Raw genomic sequence first — 11941 nt, forward strand, 5'->3', positions numbered from 1 at the left:
CCGGACGACGCCGAGGGCGCCCTTCCGCGGAGGGGCGCCCTCAGCGCGTGCCGGGTTACGCCATGTGCCGTAACGTCCAGATATGAGCGATGCCGCGCCGTCGCGCAACGGCTCTGACCAGCCGTGGCGTACCGAGGGCACGCCGGACGAGCCGCCCAGGCGGTCCGGTGGCGGACGGCCACGCGGCAGGTGGTGGGGGCTGCTCGTCACCGCGGTGATCGTCTTCCTGCTGGCCTACGGCGGGCTGAGCTACTACAACCGGGGCAACGAGCCGACGATCTCGTACACCGAGTTCAGCAGGCAGCTCGACGCGGGCAACGTCGGCACGATCTACTCCAAGGGCGACGCGATCCAGGGCCGGTTGAAGAACCCCCAGGCCAGTCCCGAGGGCGGGGCGAAGTACACCAAGTTCAAGACCCAGCGCCCGGCCTTCGCGGACGACAGGCTCTGGCAGAGCCTGAGCAGCCACCATGTCACGGTGACCGCGCAGCCGGTCGTGCAGGAGCGCGGACTGCTGTCCAATCTGCTGCTCTCGCTGGCGCCGATCGTGGTGCTGGTGGCGCTGTGGATCTTCTTCGCGCGGCGGATCGGCTCGGGTCTGGGCGGGCCGGGCGGACTGCTCGGCCGCAAGACGCCGCCCAGGCCGGTCGAACTCCAGCCGGGCACGCAGCGCACCACCTTCGCGGACGTGGCGGGCATCGACGAGGTCAAGGGCGAGCTGGACGACGTCGTCGACTTCCTGGAACATCCGGACGCCTATCGCCGGATGGGCGCGAAGATGCCGCGCGGGGTGCTGCTCACGGGGCCGCCGGGCACGGGCAAGACGTTGCTCGCGCGGGCCGTGGCCGGTGAGGCGGGGGTGCCGTTCTTCTCGGCGTCGGCGTCCGAGTTCATCGAGATGATCGTGGGTGTGGGCGCCTCCCGGGTGCGCGAGCTGTTCGCCGAGGCCCGCAGGATGGCGCCGTCGATCGTGTTCATCGACGAGATCGACACCATCGGCCGGGCCCGGGGCGGCGGCGCCTCGGTGGGCGGGCACGACGAGCGCGAGCAGACGCTGAACCAGATCCTGACGGAGATGGACGGGTTCTCCGGCTCGGAGGGTGTCGTCGTGCTCGCCGCCACCAACCGCGCCGATGTGCTGGATCCCGCGCTGACCCGTCCCGGCCGTTTCGACCGGGTGGTGAGTGTCTCGCCGCCGGACCGGGGCGGCCGCGAGGCGATCCTGCGGATCCACACCCGCCAGATCCCGCTCGCCCCGGGCGTGGACCTCGCCCGGGTGGCCCGTACGACTCCGGGCATGACCGGGGCGGAGCTGGCCAACCTCGCCAACGAGGCCGCCCTGCTCGCGGTCAAGCGGCGGCAGGAGCAGGTGACGCAGACCGACTTCTCGGAGGCTCTGGAGAAGGTCCAGCTCGGTGCCGAACGTGCGCTGGTGATGCCCGAGGAGGAGCGCAGGCGCACCGCGTACCACGAGAGCGGGCACGCCCTGCTGGGCATGCTCCAACCAGGTGCCGACCCCGTACGCAAGATCACCATCGTCCCGCGCGGGAGGGCGCTCGGGGTGACGCTGTCGACGCCGGAGTCCGACAAGTACGCGTACACCGAGGAGTACCTGCGGGGCCGCATCATCGGTGCGCTGGGCGGCATGGCGGCGGAACACGTCGTCTACGGGGTCGTCACGACCGGCTCCGAGCACGATCTCGAACAGGTCACCGGCATCGCGCGCGGGATGGTGGCCCGCTGGGGCATGAGCGAGCACCTGGGCCGCCTCTCCGCACTGCCGGACGACGCCCAGCAGGCCTACGGGCTCGCCGCCGCCCCGCAGACCCTGGACGCCATCGACAGCGAGATGCGGCGGATCGTCGACGAGTGCTACGAGGAGGCGTGCCGCAAGCTGCGCGACCACCGGGCGCAGCTGGACGCGCTGGCCCAGGCGCTGCTGGAGAACGAGACGCTGGAGGAGGCCGACGCCTACCGGGTCGCGGGGATCGCCCGGCTGCGAAAGGAGGCGGAGGCCGACGGCGGCGTCCGGTGAGGCTCGCCCGGTGGGGTGCGGGGCGTCGCCCCTGACAGGTGTTCGCGATCAGAGCGTCCGTGAGTCAGGGCGTCCGTGCGATCAGGTACCGGAACACGTTGGGCATCCACACGGTGCCGTCCGGCCGCTGGTGCGCGTGCAGGGCCTCGGTGAGTTCCTTGTCGACCTGGTTCCGGTCGGTGGCGGCGACGGCCGCGTCGAACAGCCCCGTGGAGAGCAGTCCGCGTACCGCGCTGTCGAGGTCGGCGTACCCGAACGGGCAGGTGACGCGGCCGGAGCCGTCCGGCCGCAGCCCGGCCCGCTGGGCCACCTCCTCCAGGTCGTCGCGCAGTGCGGGGCGCCAGCTGCCCGCGCTGCGCAGGGGATCGGCGAGCCTGGTCGCCACCCGCAGCACGGACGAGGTCGCGCAGCGTTCCGGCGGTCCCCAGCCGGCCAGGACCACGGGCGCCCCGCGCTCGGCGAGCGGGGTCGCGGCGGCGAGCAGGCCGGCCAGCCCCTCCGAGTCGCCCGCGAGGCAGCCGATCGGCTCGAAGGCGGTCACCAGGGTGTACGCCGGGCTGCCGGGGCCGGCCGCGTCCCGCGGCCTGCCGGGGCCGGCCGCGTCCCGCGGTGATCCGTCGACGAGCCGGGCCGCCGCACGCGCGTGTGTGTCCCACGGCTTGGGCAGCAGCCGCTGCCGGGCGAGGGCGAGCCGCTCGGGGTGGGAGGAGTCGACACCGGTGACCGCCGCGCCCCTGGCCGCGGCCAGGAGCAGGGCGAGCCCGGAGCCGCAGCCCAGGGCCAGCAGCCGGGTGCTGGAGCCCACGTCCAGTCGCGCGTAGACGGTCTCGTGGAGCGGGACCAGCATCCGCTCCTGGATCTCGGACCAATCACGCGCGCGTGCGCGGGACTCCGCGCCGGGCTCTGGTGATGTGTGCCGTACGTGCTGCCGCACGAGCGCAGGTGTCATGGATGGGCGCCCCAATCCGCCGAGTGCTGCCGCTGTGCCCGGTTCCGTGGCCCCCCGTGCCGCCGTTGCGCTCCCACTTCCCCCGTATGCCAGGTAACTCCGAGCCCTCCTTCGCGTCCAGGGGTCGCGGGGCCCTGCTTGTGTCCTGGGGCGGTACGGGCCGTGATTTCACGTGCCGGCAACCTGGGCCCCAGATCGACGTGGCCGGAAGTCGGCTTGCCCTGCGGGCCGGTGCCGGACGGCGCCGGTGCGCCAGGTAACCTCGCGGGCATTGACGGGGCAGAGGGTCCCCGGCCGGGAAGCGGCCGAAACGCCTCTTGCGCGTGGCGTGATTCCGCCACTCCCCGCGTGCGCGAGGGGCGTACGCGCCGGCGCGTACTTCCTTTGCGCACCACCTTGGGGGGAGCTGTGCGGCTTCTCCGCAGATCAGCGCACCCGCCCTCGTCAGGACGCATCAGTGACGACTGACGGGTACGTGCAAATTATTTGGGATGCCCCGGAATAGGAACACAGTGGCACTCCGGCTCGTTGTCATTACGTGAGCACGACACCACCTGTTCTCGCCGCAGAGCTGGCACAGGCGTGGGCCGACATTCAGCGGTACCACCCCGAGCTGCCAGACCTTGCCGCGCCTGAGTCCCTGATCGGGGAGTCCTCGTCCGCGTGCGGACACGAACTCTCCTTCGAGCGACTGCTTCACGAGGCAGTCCATGGCGTCGCCGCCGCGCGCGGCGTACGCGACACGTCCCGTGCCGGCCGCTACCACAACCGCAGGTTCCTCGCGATCTCCGAGGAGCTGGGCCTGGACCACCCCGAGGAGCCGCACCCGAGCAGCGGCTTCTCGCTGGTCACGCTCAGTCCCGAGGCGAAGCGGCGCTACCGTCCGACGATCGAGCGCCTCCAGCGAGCGCTGAAGGCGCACTCGGCCGCCACCTCCTCCGACACCGGCCGTACCTTCCGCGGACCGGCCGCCCGGCACGGCTCCTCCGGCGGCGGGGTCAGGGTCAAGGCGGTCTGCGACTGCGGTCGCAATGTGCGGGTCGTCCCCTCGGTCCTGGCCCAGGCTCCGATCATGTGCGGCGGCTGCGGAAAGCCGTTCAGGATCCCGGAGCCGGTGGGCGCGGCGACCGGCTGACCGGCCGGCTGCGTCCCGGTATCTCGTGGGTGCCGGACGAGCAGCGGGACGGTGCGCGGGGCGCCGCCGTACGCGGCGGCGCCCCCGCCGGCGCGGGCGGACGCCCGCGCTCCACGGCAGCCGGAGCGCCGGGTGCCGCTCCGGCGTGCCGCGGGGGCGGCCCCGGACCCTTCGCGGAAGGGGGCCCGCCGGGTGTGGCACAATGGCTAGCTGTACTCGACAGCCGCACAGGACCCCTCTCTCCTCCGGCTGACGCGTCCGTCGGGCACTCGGGTACCGCAACCCCACGCGGCGTCCCAGCCGTGCCCAACCACGTCAAATCCAGGAGAACCCACTCCCGTGGCAGTCAAGATCAAGCTGAAGCGTCTGGGCAAGATCCGTTCGCCTCACTACCGCATCGTCGTCGCCGACTCCCGTACCCGCCGTGACGGCCGGGCCATCGAGGAGATCGGTCTGTACCACCCGGTGCAGAACCCCTCGCGCATCGAGGTCAACGCCGAGCGTGTGGCGTACTGGCTCTCCGTCGGCGCCCAGCCGACCGAGCCCGTGCTCGCCATCCTGAAGAAGACCGGCGACTGGCAGAAGTTCAAGGGCGAGCCCGCCCCTGCGCCGCTGCTCCAGCCGGCCGAGAAGACCGCGCGCCCGTCGTTCGAGGCCCTCGGCGGTGACGACGAGAACAAGGGTGACGCCATCACCCAGAAGAAGAAGGCTGAGAAGAAGGACGAGGCCGCCGCCGAGTCTTCTTCGACTGAGTCGACCGAGGCCTGAGCAGCATGCTCGAAGAGGCGCTTGAGCACCTCGTGAAGGGCATCGTCGACAACCCTGACGATGTGCAGGTCGCCTCGCGCGACCTGCGCCGCGGACGCGTGCTCGAGGTCCGGGTCCACCCGGACGACCTCGGCAAGGTGATCGGCCGCAACGGCCGCACCGCACGTGCCCTGCGCACCGTCGTGGGCGCCATCGGCGGCCGCGGTGTCCGTGTCGACCTCGTCGACGTGGACCACGTCCGCTGACGCTTTTCGCATCCGGCTCGGGCCGGGGAGGGCCGCTGGGCCGTCCCCGGCCCGTAGTCGTATGAGCCGCCCGGCGGCTCGCGTTCAGACGTTCCGACAGGAGATCTTCCACGTGCAGCTGGTAGTCGCACGGATCGGCCGCGCCCACGGCATCAAGGGCGAGGTCACCGTGGAGGTACGTACCGACGAGCCCGAACTGCGCCTCGCCCCCGGCGCCGTCCTGGCCACCGACCCGGCGTCCGCCGGACCGCTGACCATCGAGACGGGCCGCGTCCACAGCGGTCGCCTCCTGCTGCGCTTCGAGGGCGTGCGCGACCGCACCGCCGCCGAGGCCCTGCGCAACACCCTCCTGATCTCCGAGATCGATCCGGAGGAGCTTCCCGAGGACGAGGACGAGTACTACGACCACCAGCTGATCGACCTCGACGTCGTCACCGAGGACGGCACGGAGGTCGGCCGGATCACCGAGATCTCCCACCTGCCCTCCCAGGACCTCCTGATCGTCGAGCGTCCGGACGGCACCGAGGTGATGATCCCGTTCGTCGGGGAGATCGTCACCGAGGTGGACCTGGAGGAGCAGCGCGCGGTCGTCGCCCCGCCGCCGGGCCTCATCGACGACCGGTCCGTCCTCGACCAGGACGAGGCCACCGACGCACCCGGCGCCTCGCCCCGTACGTCCCCCGGTGCGTCCGCGGAGGAAGGGTCCTGATGCGGCTCGACGTCGTCACGATCTTCCCCGAGTACCTGGAACCCCTGAACGTCTCCCTCGTCGGCAAGGCACGCGCGCGCGGACAGCTGAACGTGCACGTCCACGACCTGCGCGGCTGGACGTACGACCGCCACCACACCGTCGACGACACCCCCTACGGCGGCGGCCCCGGCATGGTCATGAAGACCGAGCCCTGGGGCGACGCCCTGGACACCGTCCTCGCCGACGGCTACGAGACCGGCTCCCACGCGCCCGCGCTCATCGTCCCGACGCCCAGCGGCCGCCCCTTCACCCAGGAACTCGCCGTGGAGCTCTCCGAGCGCCCCTGGCTGATCTTCACACCGGCCCGCTACGAAGGCATCGACCGCCGGGTGATGGACGAGTACGCCACCCGGATACCCGTCTACGAGGTCTCCATCGGCGACTACGTCCTGGCCGGCGGCGAGGCGGCCGTGCTGGTCGTCACCGAGGCCGTGGCGCGGCTGCTGCCGGGCGTCCTGGGCAACGCCGAGTCGCACCGCGACGACTCCTTCGCGCCCGGCACGATGGCCAACCTGCTGGAGGGCCCGGTCTACACCAAGCCGCCCGAGTGGCGCGGCCACGGCATCCCGGAGGTGCTGCTCAGCGGCCACCACGGGAAGATCGCCCGCTGGCGGCGCGACGAGGCCCTGCGGCGTACTTCGGCCCACCGGCCCGACCTCATCGCGCGCTGCGATCCGAAGGCCTTCGACAAGAAGGACCGGGAGATGCTGTCCATCCTGGGCTGGTCGCCGGACCCCGAGGGGGAGGCGCACGGCCGATTTTGGCGCAGGACCGACGGCGTGGGACAATAGACCGCTGTTGTGTGCCGGTCCGGCGTGCGCCCCTGCCACAGGGGGACACGACGCCCGTCCCGACCCGCGCAGCACCGATCCCGAACCTCAAGTTCCCGTTGATGACCTGTGGCATCAACGAAGAAAGCAGACGAAATGTCTCACCTGCTCGACTCCGTCGACGCCGCGTCGCTGCGCGAGGACATCCCGGCCTTCCGCCCGGGTGACACCGTCAACGTGCACGTCCGCGTCATCGAGGGCAACCGCTCCCGTGTCCAGCAGTTCAAGGGCGTGGTGATCCGTCGCCAGGGCTCCGGCGTGCGCGAGACCTTCACGGTCCGCAAGGTCTCCTTCTCCGTCGGCGTCGAGCGCACCTTCCCGGTGCACACCCCGATCGTCGAGAAGATCGAGCTCGTCACCAAGGGTGACGTGCGCCGCGCCAAGCTGTACTACCTGCGCGAGCTGCGCGGCAAGGCCGCGAAGATCAAGGAGAAGCGCGAGAGCTGAGCGCCTGACGGAGTCCATGGCGGGGCCGGATAACATTCCGCCCCGATGGACACCGAAGCACAGCACACGGAGCGCGACCGCTCCTCCCGCCCTTGTGACGACGAACCCGGAGAGATCCCGGGGACGCCGGGGCCGGAGGAACGGTCGCGTTTCGCGTTGATGTCGCGGATCACCGAGTGGCTTCCCGGCGGGAGGATCACCCTGACCGCGCTGAGCTGCCTGGTCTTCCTGCTGCTCCTCAACACCTTCGTGGTGCAGCCCTTCGAGATTCCGAGCGGATCCATGGAGCCGGGGTTGAGGATCGGGGACCGCGTCGCCGTGAACAAGTTGGCGTACCGTTTCGGAGCCGTGCCGCGGCGCGGCGACGTCATTGTGTTCGACGGCACGGAGTACTTCGGGCACGGCGACTACATCAAACGCGTTGTGGGTGTAGGCGGAGACCATGTGGTCTGCTGTGACAAGGAGGGCAGGATCCAGGTGAACGACCGTTCGGTCGACGAGTCGACGTTCCTCTTTCCCGGTGACAGCCCGTCCGCCGTGCCCTTCGACGTCGTCGTGCCCGAGGGGACCCTGTTCGTCCTCGGCGACCACCGCGGGGACTCCAGCGACTCCCGCGACCATCTGGGCTCGCCGGGCGGCGGCATGATCCCGGTCGGCAAGGTGATCGGCCGGGCCGACTGGATCGTCTGGCCCTTCGGCCACCGGACCGGTCTGCACCGCCCGGACGCCTACGCGCGCGTGCCCGCCGCCGGACCTGCGGGTGGCACCCATGGGTAGCCGCGGCAGACCGCGCGGCGTCTCCGCCAACGCCGCCGACAACCTCCTGCCCACCGGGGCCCGGCGCGCCGCGGGCCCGGCCGGTGGCCGCACCCGCGCGGAGCGGCGCCAGCTGCAGCGCAAGGTCAGGCGCAAGCGCAGGCGCTCGGCGTTCCGGGAGATACCGCTCCTCGTCGGCGTCGCCGTGCTCATAGCCCTGGTCCTGAAGACCTTCCTCGTGCAGGCCTTCGTGATCCCGTCGGGCTCCATGGAGCAGACGATCCGGATCGGCGACCGGGTCCTGGTCGACAAGTTCACCCCGTGGTTCGGCGCCAAGCCGCAGCGCGGGGACGTCGTCGTCTTCCACGACCCGGGCGGCTGGCTGGCCGGCGAGCAGACCGCCCGCAAGGACGACCCCATCGGCGTCAAGCAGGTCAAGCAGGGCCTCACCTTCATCGGCCTGCTGCCCTCCGACGACGAGAAGGACCTCATCAAGCGGGTCGTCGGCGTCGGCGGGGATCACGTCAAGTGCTGCGACACCCAGGGCAGGGTGACCGTCAACGGCGCTCCCCTGAACGAGGAGGACTACCTCTATCCGGGCAACGCCCCCTCCAACATCCAGTTCGACATCACCGTCCCCCGGGGCCGGCTGTGGGTGATGGGCGACCACCGGGGCAACTCCGCCGACTCGCGTGCCCACCAGGACACACCGTACGGCGGAACCGTCTCGGAGAACTCCGTGGTGGGGCGGGCCATGCTCATCGGCTGGCCCGTCGGCCACTGGACCATGCTCAAGGAACCGAAAACCTTCTCTTCGGTGCCCGACGCGGCCGTCGGGTCGACCGCCGCTCCCCGGCTGTCGCATAGGGTTGCCCCAGACGATCCGAACGGATCGGTTCGACTCCCGAGCCCTGCGGAACTCCCGCTCGTTATGGGAGTGGTGGGCCTGCGCCGCGCACGGGGCAGGCGGCGGCACGGAGTGAGGAGTTGGCGTGGGGGATGTGGCGGTTGGCGCACGGTCCGGACACGACGGCGAGGAGCACCGCGGACACCCCGAGGGAGCGGCGGACCCCGCTGCGCGCAGCACCGTGGCCTCCGGGAGTGAGAGCGAAGCAGCCGAGGACGGCACGGTGACGGAGCACGACCACAGCGGTGACCAGGGGAGCGGGGGCAGCACCCCCGAGGCGAGGAAGCCCCGCTCCTTCTGGAAGGAGCTGCCCATCCTGATCGGTATCGCGCTGGTGCTGGCGCTGCTGATCAAGACCTTCCTCGTACAGGCGTTCTCGATTCCCTCGGACTCGATGCAGGACACCCTTCAGCGGGGCGACCGCGTCCTGGTCGACAAGCTGACCCCGTGGTTCGGTTCCGAGCCCGAGCGCGGCGAGGTCGTCGTCTTCCACGACCCGGACGACTGGCTGGCGGGCGAGCCGGCGGCCACCCCCAACGCACTGCAGAAGGTGCTCAGCTGGATCGGCCTGATGCCGTCCGCGGAGGAGAAGGACCTCATCAAGCGCGTCGTCGGCGTCGGCGGCGACACCGTCGAGTGCAGGAACACCGGCCCGCTGATGGTCAACGGCAAGGCGCTGGACGAGCAGTCGTACGTCTACCCGGGCAACACGCCGTGCAGCGTCGACGACCAGGGCGGCCAGTTCACGGTGCACGTGCCCCAGGGCTACATCTGGGTCATGGGCGACCACCGGCAGAACTCCCGGGACTCGCGCTACAACCAGAGCGACAAGAACCACGGCATGGTCCCGGTCAAGGACGTCGTCGGCCGTGCCATCGTCAAGGCCTGGCCGATCAACCGCTGGGGCACGCTGCCCGTCCCGGACACCTTCGACCAGCAGGGCATCAACGAGCAGTCCTCGGCGGCGGGCGCCCTGACGGTGGCCCCCCAGGGCGTGGCCCTGACCGCGGTCGTGCCGGTGGCGGTGTGGCGCCGCAGGCGGGCGGCGAAGGACGCGGCCGGTACGGGCACCCCGACGACGGCCACGGGGAGCCGCTGAGCCTGGGGGTGCGGCGGTGCGGCGGCAACCGCCCGCACCGTCCGTCACCGTGACGCCCGCCCGTCACCGTGACACCCGTCCACTGCCCCCAAGTTCTCGTGCAGCGCGTGCGGCGTCGGGCGGGGAGGAGGGGCTGCCCCGTTGCGGTACCGCCCGGTAGGGTGCGGGTCCATGGGTGGCGAGAGTACGACACGCACGGCGCCGCGCGGCGGCGGCACAGGCAGGGATCCGGCGGGCGGCAAGGCCGGGCAGCGGCTGTCCGGGCTCGCCGTGGCCGTGGGGCTGGTGCTCTTCCTCGCGGGGTTCGCGTGGGCCGCGGTGATCTACCGCCCGTACACCGTGCCCACCAGTTCGATGACGCCGACGATCGGCATGGGCGACCGCGTGCTGGCCCAGCGGGTCGACGGCGGGCAGGTGCACCGCGGCGACGTGGTCGTTTTCCGCGACAAGAACTGGGTGCAGAACTCCGCCGTGATCAAGCGCGTGGTCGCCGTCGGCGGCGACACCGTCTCCTGCTGCGAGAACGGCAGGCTGACGGTCAACGGCAAGCAGGTCGACGAGCCGTACCTGAAGGGCGCCGTCGCCGAGTCCGGCGGCATCCCGACCGTGAAGGTGCCCCAGGGCCGGCTGTTCCTGCTCGGCGACGAGCGCCAGGGCTCCCTGGACTCCACCGCCCACCTCACGGACGCGGCCGCGGGCACCGTCTCGACCGACGCCGTGGACGCCAGGGTCGACGCCGTCGTCTGGCCCATGAAGGGCCTGCTGGAGCGTCCCACCGGCTTCGAGGCGCTCGGCACCCTCTCCCAGCCGGGCCCGCTGCGCACGATCGTCACGATGATCGTGGCGGGTGCCGTTCTGGTCCTCGCCGGGGGCGCCTACGGCCCGATCGCGGCGCGGCTGGGCGGCTCCCGCGCCCGTACCCGGAGGGAGCCGGCCGGTGCTCGCTGAGGACGCCGAGGGTGTTGAGGGCGTTGAGGGCGCCGAGGACGCCGAGGACGCCGAGGACACGGACGGTCACCGCGGCGGACTGCGCAGGGTCGCGCGGGTGGTCCTGCTCGACCCCGAGGACCGCATCCTCCTGCTGCACGGCCACGAGCCGGACGACCCGGCCGACGACTGGTGGTTCACCCCGGGCGGCGGCCTGGAGGGCGCCGAGACGCGCGAGGAGGCCGCCCTGCGGGAACTCGCCGAGGAGACCGGCATCACCGAGGTCGAACTCGGCCCGGTGCTGTGGCGCCGCACGTGCTCGTTCCCCTTCGCGGGCCGACGCTGGAACCAGGACGAGTGGTACTACCTGGCTCGTACGGACCGGACCGCGGTCGAGGCCACGGGCCTGACCGAGCTGGAGCGGCGCAGCGTCGCCGGAGCGCGCTGGTGGACGTGTCAGGAACTGATCCGGGCACATGAGACGGTGTATCCGACCAGACTCGCCGAGCTGCTGCGCACGCTGCTCGACGAAGGTCCCCCGGCCGGGCCCGTGACCCTCGACACCGAAATCGTCTAGGGCCTCGTGGCACTGGCGCACAATGGTGGGATCGCACGGCTGAAGGGGAACATGCCATGAGCGCCGAGGACCTCGAGAAGTACGAGACCGAGATGGAGCTGAAGCTCTACCGGGAGTACCGCGATGTCGTCGGTCTGTTCAAATACGTGATCGAGACCGAGCGGCGCTTCTACCTCACCAACGACTACGAGATGCAGGTGCACTCGGTGCAGGGTGAGGTGTTCTTCGAGGTGTCGATGGCTGACGCCTGGGTGTGGGACATGTACCGGCCGGCCCGGTTCGTGAAGCAGGTACGCGTCCTCACGTTCAAGGACGTGAACATTGAGGAGCTGAACAAGAGCGATCTGGAGCTGCCGAGCGGGTGAGGGGCGCCATCGGAACCCGCCATCCGTCATCCGCCACCTGCCACCCGCCGCCCCGGTCGATATCACCCTTGTGAGTGACAGTGTTGTCCACAACCGGTGAGTAGCGCACCAAGATCCACTCCGTGGGGCCGGATGCGTGACCGTGGGCGC

14 protein-coding genes are annotated in these 11941 nt (G+C 71.2%); 13 read left to right on the forward strand and 1 reads right to left on the reverse strand.

All coding sequences use genetic code 11. The features are described from left to right. The first annotated feature begins 82 nt into the window (after window positions 1-82). A complete protein-coding gene (ftsH, locus tag ACTYVM_RS27215; protein ID WP_445528480.1) occupies window positions 83-2035 on the forward strand; it encodes an ATP-dependent zinc metalloprotease FtsH in 1953 nt (650 codons plus the stop codon). A 64-nt stretch (window positions 2036-2099) separates the two neighbouring features. Here ftsH and ACTYVM_RS27220 read toward each other — a convergent pair whose 3' ends face one another. Next, window positions 2100-2984: an SAM-dependent methyltransferase gene (locus tag ACTYVM_RS27220; RefSeq protein ID WP_445528481.1), complete on the reverse strand. Its 885-nt coding sequence runs from the start codon at window positions 2982-2984 to the stop codon at window positions 2100-2102. A gap of 538 nt (window positions 2985-3522) precedes the next feature. Between ACTYVM_RS27220 and ACTYVM_RS27225 the strand changes: the two genes are divergently transcribed. The 12 genes from ACTYVM_RS27225 (at window position 3523) to ACTYVM_RS27280 (ending at window position 11791) form a co-directional block, all read left to right on the forward strand. Continuing rightward, window positions 3523-4119 (forward strand): hypothetical protein, encoded by a 597-nt coding sequence (locus tag ACTYVM_RS27225; RefSeq protein ID WP_445528482.1) that lies wholly within the window; start codon window positions 3523-3525, stop codon window positions 4117-4119. Window positions 4120-4458: 339 nt separating this feature from the next. Further along, complete coding sequence (gene rpsP, locus ACTYVM_RS27230) at window positions 4459-4887, forward strand: 30S ribosomal protein S16 (protein ID WP_445528483.1); 429 nt, start codon at window positions 4459-4461, stop codon at window positions 4885-4887. A gap of 5 nt (window positions 4888-4892) precedes the next feature. Further along, window positions 4893-5132 carry an RNA-binding protein gene (locus ACTYVM_RS27235; protein WP_005479813.1) on the forward strand — a complete coding sequence of 80 codons (240 nt, stop codon included), beginning with the start codon at window positions 4893-4895 and terminating at the stop codon, window positions 5130-5132. Between the two features lie 112 nt (window positions 5133-5244). Then, on the forward strand, window positions 5245-5841 hold the full coding sequence (gene rimM / locus ACTYVM_RS27240) for a ribosome maturation factor RimM (protein WP_445528484.1): 597 nt from the start codon (window positions 5245-5247) through the stop codon (window positions 5839-5841). Further along, window positions 5841-6674 (forward strand): tRNA (guanosine(37)-N1)-methyltransferase TrmD, encoded by an 834-nt coding sequence (trmD, locus tag ACTYVM_RS27245; protein ID WP_445528485.1) that lies wholly within the window; start codon window positions 5841-5843, stop codon window positions 6672-6674. The genes rimM and trmD overlap by 1 nt, the downstream gene beginning before the upstream one ends. Window positions 6675-6809: 135 nt before the next feature. Beyond that, the gene (rplS, locus tag ACTYVM_RS27250; protein WP_445528486.1) at window positions 6810-7160 is read left to right on the forward strand and encodes a 50S ribosomal protein L19; all 351 of its coding nucleotides are present in this window, start codon (window positions 6810-6812) and stop codon (window positions 7158-7160) included. Between the two features lie 45 nt (window positions 7161-7205). Then, window positions 7206-7937, forward strand: a complete 732-nt coding sequence (gene lepB / locus ACTYVM_RS27255) for a signal peptidase I (protein ID WP_445528487.1) — start codon at window positions 7206-7208, stop codon at window positions 7935-7937. Next, on the forward strand, window positions 7930-9021 hold the full coding sequence (gene lepB / locus ACTYVM_RS27260; protein ID WP_445528488.1) for a signal peptidase I: 1092 nt from the start codon (window positions 7930-7932) through the stop codon (window positions 9019-9021). Before lepB (ACTYVM_RS27255) ends, lepB (ACTYVM_RS27260) begins: the two co-directional genes overlap by 8 nt. Then, complete coding sequence (lepB, locus tag ACTYVM_RS27265) at window positions 8909-9922, forward strand: signal peptidase I (protein WP_445528489.1); 1014 nt, start codon at window positions 8909-8911, stop codon at window positions 9920-9922. Before lepB (ACTYVM_RS27260) ends, lepB (ACTYVM_RS27265) begins: the two co-directional genes overlap by 113 nt. 171 nt (window positions 9923-10093) lie before the next feature. Beyond that, window positions 10094-10870: a signal peptidase I gene (gene lepB, locus ACTYVM_RS27270; protein ID WP_445528490.1), complete on the forward strand. Its 777-nt coding sequence runs from the start codon at window positions 10094-10096 to the stop codon at window positions 10868-10870. Window positions 10871-10949: 79 nt separating this feature from the next. After that, window positions 10950-11426 carry an NUDIX hydrolase gene (locus ACTYVM_RS27275; RefSeq protein WP_400034851.1) on the forward strand — a complete coding sequence of 159 codons (477 nt, stop codon included), beginning with the start codon at window positions 10950-10952 and terminating at the stop codon, window positions 11424-11426. A gap of 56 nt (window positions 11427-11482) precedes the next feature. Beyond that, window positions 11483-11791: a DUF2469 domain-containing protein gene (locus tag ACTYVM_RS27280; protein WP_003993268.1), complete on the forward strand. Its 309-nt coding sequence runs from the start codon at window positions 11483-11485 to the stop codon at window positions 11789-11791. Window positions 11792-11941 lie beyond the last annotated feature (150 nt).

This window comes from Streptomyces cyslabdanicus, from assembly GCF_052663305.1.